This window comes from Streptomyces sp. NPDC043427, from assembly GCF_056436655.1.
The window spans coordinates 154,870-169,897 of record NZ_JBWKCC010000004.1 but is presented as its reverse complement, the minus strand read 5'-3'; the positions used below and the strand labels follow the sequence as shown (position 1 = coordinate 169,897).

The 15,028-nt window shown below is 71.0% G+C and carries 15 protein-coding genes; 8 read left to right on the top strand and 7 right to left on the bottom strand.

What is annotated here, in order from left to right; translation table 11 throughout:
- Window positions 1-33 precede the first annotated feature (33 nt).
- Window positions 34-1,299, bottom strand: coding sequence for an extracellular solute-binding protein (locus tag AC067M_RS10440; RefSeq protein ID WP_478696596.1), 1,266 nt, complete (start codon window positions 1,297-1,299; stop codon window positions 34-36).
- A 104-nt stretch (window positions 1,300-1,403) separates the two neighbouring features.
- On the opposite strand from AC067M_RS10440, the gene AC067M_RS10435 reads away from it, so the two are divergent.
- The 3 genes from AC067M_RS10435 (at window position 1,404) to AC067M_RS10425 (ending at window position 4,566) form a co-directional block, all read left to right on the top strand.
- Window positions 1,404-2,351 (top strand): ROK family protein, encoded by a 948-nt coding sequence (locus tag AC067M_RS10435; RefSeq protein WP_478696595.1) that lies wholly within the window; start codon window positions 1,404-1,406, stop codon window positions 2,349-2,351.
- Window positions 2,351-3,517, top strand: coding sequence for an N-acetylglucosamine-6-phosphate deacetylase (gene nagA, locus AC067M_RS10430; RefSeq protein ID WP_478696594.1), 1,167 nt, complete (start codon window positions 2,351-2,353; stop codon window positions 3,515-3,517). The genes AC067M_RS10435 and nagA overlap by 1 nt, the downstream gene beginning before the upstream one ends.
- A gap of 119 nt (window positions 3,518-3,636) precedes the next feature.
- A complete protein-coding gene (locus AC067M_RS10425; RefSeq protein ID WP_478696593.1) occupies window positions 3,637-4,566 on the top strand; it encodes a 1-phosphofructokinase family hexose kinase in 930 nt (309 codons plus the stop codon).
- A 12-nt stretch (window positions 4,567-4,578) separates the two neighbouring features.
- Here AC067M_RS10425 and AC067M_RS10420 read toward each other — a convergent pair whose 3' ends face one another.
- Together AC067M_RS10420 and cdgB are read right to left on the bottom strand one after the other, a co-directional pair.
- Entirely contained in the window at window positions 4,579-5,544 is a 966-nt protein-coding gene (locus AC067M_RS10420) for a carbohydrate-binding protein (RefSeq protein WP_478696592.1), read from the bottom strand.
- Between the two features lie 131 nt (window positions 5,545-5,675).
- Window positions 5,676-7,319, bottom strand: a complete 1,644-nt coding sequence (gene cdgB / locus AC067M_RS10415; RefSeq protein WP_478696591.1) for a diguanylate cyclase CdgB — start codon at window positions 7,317-7,319, stop codon at window positions 5,676-5,678.
- A 475-nt stretch (window positions 7,320-7,794) separates the two neighbouring features.
- On the opposite strand from cdgB, the gene AC067M_RS10410 reads away from it, so the two are divergent.
- A complete protein-coding gene (locus AC067M_RS10410) occupies window positions 7,795-8,286 on the top strand; it encodes a flavin reductase family protein (protein WP_478696870.1) in 492 nt (163 codons plus the stop codon).
- 52 nt (window positions 8,287-8,338) lie between these two features.
- On the top strand, window positions 8,339-8,827 hold the full coding sequence (locus tag AC067M_RS10405) for a GNAT family N-acetyltransferase (RefSeq protein ID WP_478696590.1): 489 nt from the start codon (window positions 8,339-8,341) through the stop codon (window positions 8,825-8,827).
- A gap of 31 nt (window positions 8,828-8,858) precedes the next feature.
- On the opposite strand, the gene AC067M_RS10400 is transcribed toward AC067M_RS10405, so the two are convergent.
- Both AC067M_RS10400 and arfB read right to left on the bottom strand, forming a co-directional pair.
- The gene (locus AC067M_RS10400; RefSeq protein ID WP_478696589.1) at window positions 8,859-9,707 is read right to left on the bottom strand and encodes a sigma-70 family RNA polymerase sigma factor; all 849 of its coding nucleotides are present in this window, start codon (window positions 9,705-9,707) and stop codon (window positions 8,859-8,861) included.
- A gap of 120 nt (window positions 9,708-9,827) precedes the next feature.
- Entirely contained in the window at window positions 9,828-10,265 is a 438-nt protein-coding gene (gene arfB / locus AC067M_RS10395; protein ID WP_478696588.1) for an alternative ribosome rescue aminoacyl-tRNA hydrolase ArfB, read from the bottom strand.
- A 160-nt stretch (window positions 10,266-10,425) separates the two neighbouring features.
- Between arfB and AC067M_RS10390 the strand changes: the two genes are divergently transcribed.
- Window positions 10,426-11,001 (top strand): TerD family protein, encoded by a 576-nt coding sequence (locus AC067M_RS10390; RefSeq protein WP_392002693.1) that lies wholly within the window; start codon window positions 10,426-10,428, stop codon window positions 10,999-11,001.
- A gap of 99 nt (window positions 11,002-11,100) precedes the next feature.
- Entirely contained in the window at window positions 11,101-12,042 is a 942-nt protein-coding gene (locus AC067M_RS10385; protein WP_478696587.1) for a bifunctional GNAT family N-acetyltransferase/NUDIX hydrolase, read from the top strand.
- A gap of 61 nt (window positions 12,043-12,103) precedes the next feature.
- Here AC067M_RS10385 and AC067M_RS10380 read toward each other — a convergent pair whose 3' ends face one another.
- The gene (locus tag AC067M_RS10380) at window positions 12,104-13,522 is read right to left on the bottom strand and encodes a M1 family metallopeptidase (protein WP_478696586.1); all 1,419 of its coding nucleotides are present in this window, start codon (window positions 13,520-13,522) and stop codon (window positions 12,104-12,106) included.
- 129 nt (window positions 13,523-13,651) lie between these two features.
- Between AC067M_RS10380 and AC067M_RS10375 the strand changes: the two genes are divergently transcribed.
- On the top strand, window positions 13,652-14,152 hold the full coding sequence (locus AC067M_RS10375; protein ID WP_393622258.1) for a hypothetical protein: 501 nt from the start codon (window positions 13,652-13,654) through the stop codon (window positions 14,150-14,152).
- Between the two features lie 73 nt (window positions 14,153-14,225).
- Here AC067M_RS10375 and AC067M_RS10370 read toward each other — a convergent pair whose 3' ends face one another.
- Window positions 14,226-14,903: a pentapeptide repeat-containing protein gene (locus tag AC067M_RS10370; RefSeq protein WP_478696585.1), complete on the bottom strand. Its 678-nt coding sequence runs from the start codon at window positions 14,901-14,903 to the stop codon at window positions 14,226-14,228.
- Window positions 14,904-15,028: the final 125 nt, after the last annotated feature.

The following is a 15,028-nucleotide window of genomic DNA, read 5'->3' as shown; positions in this document are numbered from 1 at the left end:
TCGGCCACCGTAGCCCCGGCCACTGACAGGCGCCTACTGGCCGCTGTCCGCCGCGGTGGCCGTCGCCTGCAGCCTGCTCAGGACCGTGGCGGGGCCGCCGTCCGACGCGACGGCCTGGCCTATGCGCTGCTTGATGACAGCGTTGACATCGGCCCAGGAGGTCTTGGCGACCGGGTAGAGCTCGGAGAGCGGAAGCTCCTTGAGGAAGGGCCGCAGGTCCTGGTCCTCGTCGGCCGTGCTCATGGCCGCCGACGCGGACTCGGTGACGGGCAGCAGGTCGTACGTGCGCGAGAACCTGAGCACGTTCTGCTTGCTGTAGACGAAGTCGAGGAACTCGCCGATCTGGTCCTGGTGGCCGTTCTTCTTGAACGCCATCATCCAGTCGGCGACGCCCATCGTCGCCCTGCTCTCGCCGTCCTTGCCCGGCATCGGCACCATGCCGAACTTCACGCCCTTGGCCGCGGCGGCCTTCATGAGGGACGGGTGGCCGTTGAGCATGCCGACGTCACCCGCGGTGAACGCGGCGAAGGCGTCGGCCCGGTTCAGCTTGGCCGGTGCGACCGGCCCGGTGAGTCCCTTGCTGACGAGCTCGTCCTTGAGCCAGGCGAACGTCTCGACGTTCTGCGCGGAGTCGAGGCTGTAGGCGCCGATGGTCTCGGTGTAGCCGCCCCCACCGCTGAGCAGCCACTGCATGGTCTCCGCCTGCGCCTCCTCGGGCCCGAGGGGCAGTGCGTAGGGGTACTTCACACCCTTCGCCTTGAGCGTGGCCGCGTCGGAGGCGAGGTCGTCCCAGGTCTTCGGCGGGTTGAGGCCGGCGTCGTCGAAGAGGGTCTTGTTGTAGAAGAGCAGGCGCGTGGAGGCCGCGAACGGCATGCCGTACTGGATCCCGTGGATCTGTCCCGCGGAGGCCAGCTGCGAGGCGAAGTCGGCCTGGGTGGGGATGGAGAGCACGTCGCCGGCCTTGTAGAGCAAGCCCTTGTCGGCGTAGTCGGCGTACGCGCCGATCTGCGCCATGTCGGGGGTGTCCTCGGCGGCGACCATCTCCTTGACCTTGCGGTCGACGTCGTTCCAGGAGTAGACGCTGACCTCGACCTTGATGTCGGGGTGCTCGGCCTCGAACTCCTTGACCAGGGAGCCCCAGTACTTCTTGGAGCTGTTGCCCGCGCTGTCGCCGTAGTCGGCGGCGACGAGTCTCAGGGTGACGTCGTCGGATCCTCCAGCCAGACCGCAGCCCCCGAGGGCCACCGTCATACCCAGTGCGGAGATCACCGCGATCGTTCCTGTCCTGCGCCGCTGCACTACTTCCCCAACCTTGCTGTCTCGCCGTTCAATAAGTGAACCATAAGGTCTACACCACGTGAGTGGACTAGACCTCTCATGGGTCGGGAGGCCACACTGTCCTCGTGAGACATGTCATCGCCCTCGACGTGGGCGGCACCGGGATGAAGGCCGCCCTGGCCGGGCCGGACGGCGAACTGCTGCACCGTGCACGCCGGGCGACCGGGCGCGAGCGCGGCGCGGACGCGGTCGTCGCCGAGATCCTCGACTTCACCGACGAGCTGTACGCGTACGGCGCCCGGCATCTCGGCGAGCCCGCGGCCGCCGCCGGCGTCGCCGTCCCCGGCATCGTCGACGAGGCCCACGGCATCGCCGCCTACGCCGCCAACCTCGGCTGGCGTGACGTCCCGCTGCGCGAGCTGATCAGTGCCGAGCTGGGCGGAATCCCCGTCGCCCTGGGGCACGACGTGCGCACCGGCGGACTCGCGGAGGGCCGCATCGGCGCGGGCCGGGGCGCCGACCGCTTCCTGTTCGTGGCCCTCGGCACCGGCATCGCGGGCGCCATCGGCGTCGACGGGCGGGTGGAGGCGGGCGCGCACGGCTTCGCGGGCGAGATCGGTCACATCGTCGTACGACCCGGTGGCGCCCCCTGTCCGTGCGGGCAGCGCGGCTGTCTGGAGCGGTTCGCGTCCGCGGCGGCGGTGAGCGAGGCGTGGGCGGCGGCCGGCGGCGGCCCGGACGCGGACGCGGCGGACTGCGCGAAGGCCGTCGCGGCCGGCGACCCGGACGCCGTACGGGTGTGGCGGGAGGCCGTGGACGCGCTCGCCGACGGCCTGGTCACCGCGCTCACCCTGCTGGACCCGCGCACGCTCATCATCGGTGGCGGGCTCGCCGAGGCGGGGGAAACCTTGTTCGCACCGCTGCGGGACGCCGTCCGGCGGCGGGTCACCTTCCAGAAGCTGCCGTCGATCGTCCCCGCGGCGCTGGGCGACGCCGCCGGATGCCTGGGCGCGGGGCTCCTCGCCTGGGATCTCCTGAGCACTCCCACGACTCCCGCGGAGGTAACCACCTGATGGCCCTGACCAAGGTTCTCGCCGGTGCCCAGGTGGTCACGCCCACCGGAATCGTCCCGGACGGCCGCCTGATCGTGGAGGGCACGCGCATCGCGGACCTCACGCCCGCGAACGCTCCCGGAAACACCCCCGAGAACGCCGAGATCATCGACGTGAGCGGCCACTGGCTGGTCCCCGGCTTCGTCGACCTGCACAACCACGGCGGTGGGGGCGCGTCCTTCTCGGGCTCGGTCGACGACGTGCTGACGGCCATCCGCACCCACCGGCTGCACGGCACGACCACGCTCGTCGCCTCGACGGTCACCGACGACATTGACTTCCTGGTCAAGCAGGCCGGGCTGCTGTCCGAGCTGGCCGAGCAGGGCGATCTCGCGGGCGTCCACTTCGAGGGGCCGTTCATCTCGCCGTGCCGCAAGGGCGCCCACTCCGAGCAGCTGCTGCGCGACCCGGACCCGGCCGAGGTGCGCAAGCTGGTCGACGCGGCGCGCGGCCGGGCGGCGATGATGACGCTGGCCACCGAACTGCCGGGCGGCATCGACTCCGTACGGCTGCTGGTGGAGCACGGGGTGATCGCGGCGGTCGGGCACACGGACGCGACGTACGAGCAGACGGTGGAGGCGATCGAGGCGGGCGCGACGGTCGCGACGCACCTCTTCAACGCGATGCCCGCCCTCGGCCACCGCACGCCGGGCCCGATCGCGGCCCTCCTGGAGGACGAGCGCGTCACGGTCGAGCTCATCAACGACGGCACGCACCTGCATCCGGCCTCGCTGCAGCTGGCGTTCCATCACGCGGGCGCGGAGAGAGTGGCGTTCATCACCGACGCGATGGACGCGGCCGGCATCGGTGACGGGCACTACAGGCTCGGCCCGCTGGAGGTCGAGGTCAGCGAGGGCGTGGCGCGCCTGGTGGAGGGCGGCTCGATCGCGGGCTCGACCCTCACCCTGGACCGCGCGTTCCAGCGGGCGGTGACCGTGGACGGGATCTCGGTGCCGGACACGGTGACGGCTCTCTCCGCCAACCCGGCCCGTCTGCTGGGCCGCTACGACCGCATCGGCTCCCTCGAACCGGGCAAGGACGCCGACCTGGTCGTCCTCGACGCCGACTTCGAGCTCAAGGGCGTGATGCGGCAGGGCGCGTGGGTGGTTGATCCCCAACTGAGCTGAGAGGTCCGTGCGCAGAGAGACGGTGGCCGACCCGCGCTCTGGGCCGGCCACCGTCTCTTTGGCATGATCGACCCTCCGGACAGGTGACAGGCACATGCACTCGGGGGGAGGTCGGCACGGTGATCCTCACGGTCACGTTGAACACCGCTCTCGACATCACCTATTGCGTGCCGGTGCTGCGGCCGCACGGCTCGCACCGGGTCACCGAGGTCGTCGAGCGGCCCGGTGGCAAGGGGCTGAACGTGGCGCGCGTACTGGCGGCGCTCGGGCACGAGGTGACGGTCACCGGCTTCGTCGGTGGCGCCACCGGACAGGTGGTCCGGGAACAGCTCGCGGGGGTGCCCGGCGTCGGGGACGCGCTGATGCCGGTCGCCGGAGCGACACGGCGCACGATCGCGGTCGTGGACGAACGGACCGGCGACACGACCCAGCTCAACGAACCGGGACCGGTCGTCACACCCGCCGAGTGGTCCGCCTTCCAGAAGGCCTACGAAGGTCTGGTCCCCGCCGCCTCGGCGGTGGCCCTGTGCGGCAGCCTGCCGCCGGGGGTGCCGGTGGGCGCATACGCGGGCCTGGTGCGCACGGCCCGGGCCGCGAACGTGCCCGTCCTGCTGGACACCAGCGGCGAGCCGCTGCGCCGGGGAGTCGCCGCCCGCCCGGACGTCGTCAAGCCCAACGCCGAGGAACTGGCCGAACTCACCGGTTCGCACGAGCCGTTGCGCGCCACCCAGGACGCCCGACGGCGCGGCGCCCGGGCGGTGGTCGCCTCACTCGGCCCCGAGGGCCTGCTCGCCTGCACCGCGGAGGGCCGCTGGCGCGCCAGGCCACCCGCCCGCGTCCACGGCAACCCGACGGGCGCCGGCGACTCGGTGGTCGCGGGCCTGCTGTCGGGCCTCGTGCAACACCTGCCCTGGCCGGACTGCCTGGCCCGGGCGACCGCCCTGTCGGTGGCGACGGTGCTGTCACCGGTGGCGGGCGAGTTCGACCGCGCCGCTTACGAGGAGCTGCTGGGGCGGGTGACGGTGACCGGGGAGGTCACCGCCGCGTAGTCCCTCGGTCAGCTACTCCTTGACCCGGCCCTTCTTCAGGTACAGCTTGTCGAGGAGCACGTTGCACTTGTCGCCGGTCTCGCAGGAGATCGAGAGCGTGTTGGTGCCCTTGGTGAGCGAGGGCCAGGCGTAGGTGGTCGTCCAGCCGTGCTCGAAGTCACCGTCCTTCACGTGCGTGTAGTTCCCCAGTGGCATCTTGCTGCCGAACTTCTTGCCGTTGACGGTGAGCGTCATCTCTTGGTCCTCGCCGGTCGCGCTGTAGTGCGCGAACAGCGTGTAGTCGCCCTCCGAGGGGATGCCGTCGACGCTCCAGGTGACGGAGTTGCCCACCTGGTTGAGGTTGCCCACGTAGACGCCGCCGTCGGACTGGGCGCCCTTGACATCGGAGGTGAGGGCGGCGCTGCCGCCGAGGCGCAACGCCTTTGCCTCGACCTTCGGCAGCTCCTTCTCCTTCTCGGCGCTCTTGCCGCTGCTGCTCGACGGGCTGGGCCCGGAGCCGCCGCTCTGCTGCTGGGTCGGCGTCGAGGCGGCGGCAGGGCCGGTCTTGTCGTCGTCCTTGGAGTCGCCGTTCATCATGGCGATGCCGATGCCGATCACGACGGCGGCGACCACCGCTACCGCGCCGATCAGCAGTCCCTTGGTGTTGGGGCCGCGGCCCCGGCCGCCGCCGCTGCCGTGGCTCGGCTGCTGGCTGGTGGGGGCGCCGCCGGGGAGCGTCTCCGGGGCGGCGTAGTGGGCGTTCGGCCGGCCGTACGCGCCCTGCTGCTGCGGTGCGGTCTGCTGGGCCTGGCCGTACTGCGCGGTCGGTGCCTGCTGCCCGTACGGGCGCTGGCCGACCGACCGGACTCTGTTGACCGAGTTCGGGTAGCCGTAGCCCCCGGAGGGCGGCTGAGCTCCGTTGGCCTGACCGTCGGCGTAGAGGTAGCCGAACGGGTCGTCGTCCTCCGGCGTGCTCGCGCCGTTGTTGCCGGGCGTCATCCCTTCGAACTCCTCAACAGGTGCGGGGCGGATGCGGTACGCGTCCGTGTACGTGTGGCAAATGGCGAGCCTACCCGCTCCAGCTGCCCCAAACGGGTGACTCGGACCGCATCAACTCGCTGACCTGGGTTTCATCCCGCGCGTCTGTGTTGTTTGGGACGAGATCGTTTCTCGACGTACATCCGTTCGTCAGCGGACTTCAACACTTCGTCCGCGGTCATCCCACAGTGTGCCCAGCCGATGCCGAAGCTGGCGCCCACGCGCACGGCCCGGCCCTCGGCGCGGATCGGCTGGATGATCTCGTTGCGCAGTCGTACGGCGAGGTCCTGGGCGTCGGCGCGGCCGAGGCCGTCGGCGAGGATCACGAACTCGTCGCCGCCTAGCCGGGCGACCGTGTCGCCGTCGCGGACCTGGTTGCTCAGGCGGCGGGCGACCTCGATGAGGACCGCGTCGCCCGCGTTGTGTCCGAAGCGGTCGTTGATCGACTTGAAGCCGTCCAGGTCGCAGAAGAGCACCGCGAGGCCCTTGGTGCCGTCGTCCAGCTCGCCCTCGGGGGCGATCGTGTGGACGTGGTGGTCGTAGGCGTCGTAGGACTCGGTGCTCGGCGGGAAGTCGAAGGCGGGGTGGCCGAAAGCCGCGTCGGGGGACTCGAGCACCGCCGCCGGGTCCGCCGACTGCGGCCGGCGACAGAGCCGGGCGGACAACCGCGAGCGAAGCTCGGCGGAGTTCGGCAGGCCGGTGAGGGAGTCGTGGGAGGCGCGGTGGGCGAGCTGGAGCTCGCGGCGCTTGCGCTCCTCGATGTCCTCGACGTGGGTGAGCAGGAAGCGGGGCCCGTCTGCGGCGTCGGCGACGACGCTGTTGCGCAGGGACACCCAGACGTAGGTGCCGTCGCGGCGGCCGAGGCGCAGCTCGGCGCGGCCGCCCTCGGCGGAGGTGCGCAGCAGGGTGCCTATGTCCTCGGGGTGGACGAGGTCGGAGAAGGAGTAGCGGCGCATCGCGGAGGCGGGGCGGCCCAGGAGGCGGCACAGGGCGTCGTTGGTGCGCAGGATCCGGCCGTGCTGGTCGCCGCCCATCTCGGCGATGGCCATGCCGGAGGGGGCGTACTCGAAGGCCTGGCGGAAGCTTTCCTCACTGGCGCGCAGTGCCTGCTGTTCCCGTTCGAGGCGGACCAGGGCGCGCTGCATGTTCGCACGTAGACGCGCGTTGCTGATCGCGATGGCTGCCTGGAACGCGTACATCTGGAGCGCCTCGCGCCCCCACGCGCCGGGGCGGCGTCCGTTGCGCGGCCGGTCCACGGAGAGCACGCCGATCAGTTCGCCGCAGGAGCCGCCGCCCGGCGCGGCGGGCGTGTACATGGGCGCGAAGAGCCGGTCGGAGGGGTGCCACTCGTCCTCGAAGCGGGGCGCGGGCCCGTCGGTGTACCACTGCGGGACGTCGTCGTCGTCGAGGATCCAGCCCTCGGTGTGGGGTATGAAGACCAGGTCGCCCCAGTTCTCGCCCATGCTCAGGCGGCGCTCCCACGACTCGCGGGAGCCGACGCGGCCGGTGATGAGGGCCTCGGCGGCCGGGTTGCCCGAGAAGGCGGCGACCACCAGGTCGCCGTCGGGGCGCACGAGGTTGACGCACGCCAGCTCGTACCCGAGGGCGGTGACGACTCCGTCCGCGACGGTCTGCAGTGTGTCGGCCAGGCTGCGGGCCGTGTTCATGTCGGCCATGACCTGGTGCAACTGTCGCAGGGACGCAAGACGGACGTAGGGTTCCGACTCGGTCTCCATGCTCGCCCTCCCCCCGAGACCTCGCAGCGAATCAAGGGTTCTCATCGGCGTATCGTCCTAGCAGCTTCCCCGCCACTGAATCACAGCGCGCTCCCCACTCGGTACACAGGGTCAACAATTAATGGCTCTTGTGACTCAAGTCACAGAAGAACGTGAACAATTGAGTAGGGTTTCTGTGTTTTCCCTGTGCGTTTACGGAAGGCAGGGTTTGCGGGCTTCGCTTCCGCCGCGAGGCTTCTGGCTTCCCCACGAGGCTCCTGGCTTCCGCCGCGAGGCTTATCGCTTCCGCCGCGAGGCTTCTGGCTTCCGCCGCGGGTCCTAGGACTCCGCTCGGCCGGAGGTCCGATGCGCGTCGCGGGAGGACGACACTAGCGTTCCCGGTGTGCTGAACTCCCGCTCCGCCGTACCCTCGCCCGCCGCCCCCGCTGCCTTTGGGCATGCTGAGGGGGTGAGCAACGAAGAGTTCCGCGCCGCCATGTCACGGCTGGCCGACGGCGTGGTCCTGGTGACCGCGCTGGAGCCGCCGCTCGACCCCGACGACCCCGAGGCCCCGGCCGGCGAGGACGTCGGCATGACGGCGACGGCCTTCATGTCGGTCTCCCTGGACCCGCCCCTGGTGCTGGTCAGCGTGCGCGAGGGCTCCCGCTTGGACGACCTGCTCGACGAACAGCCCCTGTGGGCGGTGTCGGTGCTGTCCGACAGCCAGCGCCACATCGCCGGCCGCTTCGCCATGAAGGGCCGCGTCAGCGACCGGCTGCTGTTCGCGGACATCCCGTACACCCGCGGCGAGGAGTCCGGCGCGCCCCTGGTGGGCGGCGCCCTGGCGACCCTGGAGTGCCGCACCGAGCAGCGGGTGACCGCCGGGGACCACACGCTGGTGATCGGACGCGTGCTGACGGCCCGCGTACCGAGTGCCGAAGGGGGGCCTCTGGTGTATTTCCGGGGCCGTTACCGGCATTTGGGCTGAGGCCCTGAAATTCCTTGGCCGCGACGTGAGTCCGCCGCCCTAGGATGCGCGGATGACTACATCGGGACCGCGGCGCCCGTCCGGACTCCGCCTCGAAGAAATCACACCCGGGAATTTCAAGACCGCCACCGGCATTCGGGTCCGCCCCGATCAGGAACACGCTGTCTCCCCCGTCATGCAGTCCCTCGCCGAGGCGTACGTCCATCCTGCCGGCGTCGCCTGGCCGCGCCTGATCCTCGACGACGACCGTCCCGTCGGCTTCCTGATGGCCTTCCTCGACATCGACTGGCACGGCGACGGCACCCTCCTGCGCTCCGGCCTGTGGCGCCTGAACATCGCGGCCGACGAACAGGGCAAGGGCTACGGCCGCTTCGCCGTCGACGCCGTCGCCACCGAGATCCGCCGCCGCGACGGCAAGGAGCTGTACGTCACCTGGCACCCCGGCCCGACCGGCCCCGAGGCGTTCTATCTGGGGCTCGGCTTCCGGAAGACCGGGGAGACGAGCGGGGACCAGACGGTGGGGGTGCTGGGGCTGGCGTAGGCGGCGCGGAGGGTGCCGGAACCCGTCGGCGCTACTCGGTGAGCTCGATGTCGAGCCCGGCCAGCCGCTCCGGGTCCGCGATGATCTCGATCGCGGCGATGCGGTCGTGTACAAGTGCGAAGCTCAGCACCCGCTCCGGGCGGTCGTCGACCAGCACCACGAGGCCCGTGGCGCCGTCGACGAGGGCGGGACGTGCGACGCGGGCGAGGTGGGCGAAGCTCGCCGCGCCGGACGCCACGGCCGCCGCGCCGGCGGTCAGCCCGGTCTCGCCGCGCGCGACCACGTCCGGGTCCAGGACGGCGAGCAGTCCCTCGAAGTCCCCGTCGCGCGCGGCCGCCAGGAACGCGTCGACGACCTCGCGCTGCCGGACCAGGTCGGTGCCGGGCTCCGGGGCGCCCTGTACCCGGCGCCGGGCCCTGCTGGCGAGCTGCCGCGCCGCCGCCGGCGTACGTCCCGCGATGTCGGCGATCTGCTCGTACGGCACCGCGAACAGGTCGTGCAGCACGAAGGCGAGCCGTTCGGCGGGCGTGAGGGTGTCGAGGACGACGAGGAGGGCGACGCCCACGGAGTCGGCGAGCAGCGCGTCCTGCGCGGGGTCGGGCTCGGTGGACGGAGCCGGGGTCCAGGTGTCCAGGGGCTGCTCGGCGCGGGACTTGCGGGAACGGAGCATGTCCAGGCAGACCCGGCCGACGACCGTCGTCAGCCAGCCGCCGAGGTTGTCGACCTGCCCGACGTCGGAACGGCTCAGCCGGAACCAGGCCTCCTGCACCGCGTCGTCGGCCTCGGCGAACGAGCCGAGCATGCGGTGGGCGACGGCGCGGAGATGGGGTCGGTGCGCCTCGAAGCGTTCGGCCAGGAAGTCGCTGCCGGTGTCGGTCATGGGGTGCTGCCCTTCGTCCGTCGGGATCCGCCGTCATCGCATTGACGGATGGCGAACGAGGAACGTGACACCACCGTGGTCAGGCTTCACGGGAGCTCGGGCTCGGGTTTCTACGGGAACTCAGGACCAGCCCTGCCCCGACCGCCCCCGCTTCGTGTCCGAGCGCTGCTTCTTCTCCCGCAGCCGCCGCTCGTTGATCCCGCGGGGGATCCGGGTCGGCCTGCGCGGCTTGGGCGGCGGAGCCGTCGCCTCGGCGAGGAGCGCGGCCAGGCGGACGGCGGCGGTCTCACGGTTGCGCCACTGGGACCGGTGCTCGGAGGCGCGGACGCTGACGACCCCGTCGACGAGGCGACCGGCCAGCCGCTCCAGTGCCCGCTGCTTCCAGACCTCGGGCAGCGCCTCGGTCGCCGCCAGGTCGAACCGCAGCTCGACCTGCGAGTCCGAGGTGTTCACATGCTGGCCTCCCGGCCCGGACGACCGCGAGAAACGCCACAGGAGCTCGGCCTCGGGCAGGGAGACGGAGCCGCGGATCAGGTACGGACCGGACATGCCGTCCATGTTCCCTGTTCTGTCCGGTCCACGTCACTCGAATATCCGAGGTAAAGAAAGTAAAGCGCCTGGAACCCTGGGCGCCCCTCGCTGCGTTGATACGGGTAGCTGTAGCTTCATGCCGTACTGCGGTACTGCCGTACGTAAACGAGGGAAAGGACTCCCAACCATGGCTGTAAGCCTGTCCAAGGGTGGCAACGTCTCGCTCACCAAGGAGGCTCCGGGCCTGACCGCCGTCACCGTGGGCCTCGGCTGGGACGTCCGCACGACCACCGGTACGGACTTCGACCTCGACGCCTCCGCGATCGCGGTCAACCCGCAGGGCAAGGTCTACTCCGACGCCCACTTCGTCTTCTTCAACAACAAGCAGACCCCGGACAACACGATTGTCCACACCGGTGACAACCGCACCGGTGAGGGCGCCGGCGACGACGAGGCGATCAACGTCAACCTCGCCGCCCTCCCGGCCGACATCGACAAGATCGTCTTCCCGGTCTCGATCTACGACGCGGAGAACCGCTCGCAGAACTTCGGCCAGGTCCGCAACGCCTACATCCGCATCATCAACCAGGCCGGCGGCGCCGAGATCGCGCGCTACGACCTGTCGGAGGACGCGGCCACCGAGACGGCCATGGTCTTCGGCGAGCTCTACCGCAACGGCGCCGAGTGGAAGTTCCGCGCCGTCGGCCAGGGCTACGCCTCCGGCCTCGTCGGCATCGCCCAGGACTTCGGCGTGAACGTCTGAGCGACGGCTGACGCCTGAGCGACGCCCACGTTCTGACGGAGCCCCCGGCCGCGAGAAAAGCGCCGGGGGCTCCGCCGTGCCCGCGATAGGTTGCCGGGCGTGATCCTCACGCCCCTCGCCCTTCCCGTCCCGCCCCCTCTCCTCGCCGAACTCACCGCCCTCTACGCGTCGAACCGCGAGTTCCACACCCGCAGCGGCGACTTCCCGGACCCGGACGACATCCGGCCGGAGCAGGTGGCGGCCGCGTTGGAGGGGGAGTTGGCGCATCCGGACGCGGAAGTGCTGCTCGCGCACGAGGCGGGACAGCTCGTGGGGATCGCGGTCACACTCGCGCACCACCCCGACCCGGCCGACCCAGACCCGTGGATCGGCCTGGTGATGGTGGACGCGGCGGTGCGGCGACGCGGACACGGCCGCCGTATCGCGCAGCGCCTCGAGGACCGCTTCCGCGCCACGGGCCGCACCGCGATACGCCTCGCCGTCCTCGATGCCAACCCCGACGGCCTCGCCTTCTGGACGGCCCTCGGCTACGAACTCCTCGACCGACGCCCCGACCTTCAACACGGCCGCCCCTGCGCCGTCCTGCGCAAAAAGCTGCGCACCCCGCGCCGCGCGGCCCGCGTCGCCGTGCTCGACCCCGACGCCTCGGTCTTCCTCTTCCGGTACGACAACCCGGAGGTCGGCCTCCACTGGGCCCTCCCCGGCGGCGGCCTCGACGCGGACGAGACCCCACGCGAGGGCGCCCTGCGCGAACTGCGCGAGGAGACCGGCTGGACCGACCTGGAGCCCGGCCCCCTCCTGTGCACCTGGGAACACGACTTCACCCGCTTCGACACCCCCGTCCGCCAGCACGAGCACATCTACGTCACCCACGGCCCCCACCGCGAACCGACCGGCCCCGCCGTGGCCACCCACCCCGACGACGGCATCCTCACCTGGCGCTGGTGGACCCGCGAGGAACTCATCGCGGAGGCCGAACCGGTGTGGCCGCCCGGACTGGGACGACTGCTGGACGAGCGATACGAAACGGGCGCGGTCTGACCGGCATGGAGTGGACGGACCTCGCCGCCACCGGCCTCGGCGCCCTCGCCGGCGGCACGGCCTACGGGCGGTCCGGCTTCCCCTCGCCGTACAGCCAGTCCTCCCAGATGGCGTCGAAGTCCTTGTCGGGGGCCTTCTTCTCGACGTACGCCGTGAAGTCGTCGGTGTCGGCGTTGCCGTGGCGGTGGGCTGCCGCCCAACCCTGGACGATGTCGTAGAAGGCGTCGTCGCCGACCGTCTGCCGGATCTTGTGGATGACCATGGCGCCACGCTGGTAGACAAGGTTGTCGGAGATGTGCTCGGCGCTCGGCGGCTTCGCGGGCGAGAACGCCCAGATCGCCTTCCCGGCCTCCTCGTCGTCGTAGTCGCCCCGGTAGAGCGCGTCGAAGATCTCCTGCGCGCTGTCCCCGCCGTTGTCCTCCTGCCACAGCCACTCCGCGTACGTCGCGAAGCCCTCGTTGAGCCACATGTCCCGCCAGCTCCTCGGCGTGACCGAGTTGCCGAACCACTGGTGGACGAGCTCGTGGACGAGGATCTCGGTGTAGGGGGCGCCGGCGAAGACGGGCCGGTTCTGGGTCTCCAGGGCGTACCCGGCGTCGTGCTCTCGGTCGACGACCGCGCCGGTGGAGGAGAAGGGATACGGCCCGAAGTTGTACGCGGCCCACTCCATGATCTCGGGGATCTTCGCCAGCACCTTGCGGCTCGCGTCGGTCTGCTCGGGGTCGACCGCGGTGTACACCGGCAGACGGTCCTCGCCGACGGTGGTGCGGGTGATGTCGAAACGGCCGATCGCGAGCATGGCGACATAGCTCGCCATCGGCTCCGCGGTGTGCCAGGCGAAGGTCGTACGCCCGTGGACGGTCTGCTTGCTCTGCAACTCCCCGTTGGACACGACCTGCAGGTCCTTCGGCACCGTGACGGCGATGTCGTACGACGCCTTGTCGGAGGGGTGGTGGTTGCCGGGGAACCACGCCATCGACCCGGTCGGCTCCCCGAGCGCCAGCGCGCCGTCGGCGGTCGGCAACCAGCCCTCCTTCGAGTGGTCCGGGTCCGTGATCGTCTCCGGGGTGCCGGAGTAGCGGACGGTCACCCGGAAGGTCTCCCCGTCGGCCAGCTCGTCGTGCGGTCGGACGGTCAGTTCCTGCCCGCTACGGCTGACATGGGCGCCCTTGCCCTCCACGGTGACCGTGTCGACGTCCAGGCCCTTGAGGTCGAGGTCGAAAGCGGAGAGGTCCTTGGTCGCACGCGCCGTGATGCCGGCCGTGCCGGTGAGGTGGCGCTGGTCCGGGTCGTAGGCGAGCTTCAGGTCGTAGTGCGTGACGTCGTACCCACCGTTGCCCGCCTTGGGGAAATACGGGTCGCGGACGCCGGAGCCGCCGGGGCTGCCCTCGACACCGCCGCCACCGCTGCACGCGGTCAGGGCGAGCGCCAGCAGGGCGGAGGAGGCCAGAGCGGGGACAAGACGCGCGGATCGGGACATGATCAGGATCCTACGGGCGCGGATCATGCCCATGTGGGCGGAACGTGATCCTCTGGGCAGGGATCGTTATCCCGGGCCCGCCCGGGGACCGTAGTCCTGGGCCCGCCCGGGCGTGACACCATCGTCGTCGTGCTCGACATCGGCTACGCCCTCTCCAACCGCTTCCCCGACCCCCCGCAGACCGACTACCGCCGCGCGGACGTCCACGCCCTGCGCCACGACCTGTTCTGCGGTGACGTCTACCTCGCCGACACCAAGGCGGACCGGGAATTGTCCACAGCCTGGGGATGGGTGCCGGTGCTCGACTTCGCCTGGGCCCTGTGCGACATCGTCGAACGCCTGGACCGGGACCCGGCCGGCTCCCGCGCCTCCCGCCCCCAGCACGCGGAACTGGACTTCACCGAGTCCACCGACCGCCTCCTCTTCGAGCGCCGCTTCGGCTGGGTGGACATCGAGTCCGACTGGATGCCGGCGGAGGAACCCCCGCTGACCTTCTCCCACGCCGAACTCCGCCGTGAGGCCCGCGACTTCCTCCACGACCTCGTCGCCGACCTGACCGACCTCCACGACGACCTGGCCGAGAACCCGGCCATCTGGACCCTCCAGGCCCGCTTCCCGAGGATCGCCTGATCGCCTGGGCTCCGCCTGCCCCCTCGGCTCCCTAGGCCCCCTAGGCCCCCTCGGCTCCCCGCAGAGCCCTCCCTCAGCCCTCCACCCGAATCCCCATCTCCGCCGCCAGCACCGGTGCGAGATCCAGTAGTTGCGCCGTGCTGATCACCGCCCCCGCGAGGCGGCCCACGCCCCGAGCGACCTCCAGCGATGCCGCCCTCCGCAGATCCACGTCCGTCAGGGTCGCCGCGCTGAAGTCCGCCGCCTTGAGGGTGCAGTCGACGAACTCGACGCGCTCCAGCCGGGCTCCCCCGAAGTCCGGCTCGACCAGGACGCAGTTCTCGAAGACGACATCGCGGAGCCTGGCTCTTCGCATGTTGAGATAGTCGATCTTGCCGCCGCGCACGAGCACCCGCTCCAGAACGGAGCCGTGCAACTGCGTCCCGCCCAGCCGAGCGTCGAGCAGCTCGACATCGCGCAGGGTCGCCTCGGCGAGATCGGTACCGACACCCCGTATGCCGGACAGGACGGAGTCCAGAACGCGGGCATGACGCAGCCGGGTCTCGTCCAGCGCGCACCCCGTCAGCGCGCAGTCCATGAACCGCGCGCCCGCGCCGTCCTGACGGGCCAGGTCCGCCTCACGGAACTCCACGCCGTCGTAATCCCCGTCGGGCTCCAGCCCCCCGCCGTACTCCTCCAGTCGCGGCAACCGCACCTCCGGCCGCCGCGCCCCCTTCGGACCGGCCCCGCCGGCCGCCGCTCGCCTCACCATGCCCCCATGCTGCACCCCACCACTGACAATCCCCCTGACCTGCGCATACACCATCCGACCACACCCCGATGTCACATTCCGAGGCGTCCATCAGTCGCATGCACAGAAAGGCGACCCCGACGAGC

Excerpts from the sequence above, each read along its gene's own strand:
- AC067M_RS10370 (WP_478696585.1), bottom strand. The coding sequence starts at position 14,903 with ATGGTGAGGCGAGCGGCGGCCGGCGGGGCCGGTCCGAAGGGGGCGCGG.
- arfB (WP_478696588.1), bottom strand. The coding sequence starts at position 10,265 with ATGGACGGCATGTCCGGTCCGTACCTGATCCGCGGCTCCGTCTCCCTG.
- nagA (WP_478696594.1), top strand. The coding sequence starts at position 2,351 with ATGGCCCTGACCAAGGTTCTCGCCGGTGCCCAGGTGGTCACGCCCACC.
- cdgB (WP_478696591.1), bottom strand. The coding sequence starts at position 7,319 with ATGGAGACCGAGTCGGAACCCTACGTCCGTCTTGCGTCCCTGCGACAG.
- AC067M_RS10390 (WP_392002693.1), top strand. The coding sequence starts at position 10,426 with ATGGCTGTAAGCCTGTCCAAGGGTGGCAACGTCTCGCTCACCAAGGAG.
- AC067M_RS10400 (WP_478696589.1), bottom strand. The coding sequence starts at position 9,707 with ATGACCGACACCGGCAGCGACTTCCTGGCCGAACGCTTCGAGGCGCAC.
- AC067M_RS10405 (WP_478696590.1), top strand. The coding sequence starts at position 8,339 with ATGACTACATCGGGACCGCGGCGCCCGTCCGGACTCCGCCTCGAAGAA.
- AC067M_RS10420 (WP_478696592.1), bottom strand. The coding sequence starts at position 5,544 with ATGACGCCCGGCAACAACGGCGCGAGCACGCCGGAGGACGACGACCCG.
- AC067M_RS10410 (WP_478696870.1), top strand. The coding sequence starts at position 7,795 with ATGTCACGGCTGGCCGACGGCGTGGTCCTGGTGACCGCGCTGGAGCCG.
- AC067M_RS10380 (WP_478696586.1), bottom strand. The coding sequence starts at position 13,522 with ATGTCCCGATCCGCGCGTCTTGTCCCCGCTCTGGCCTCCTCCGCCCTG.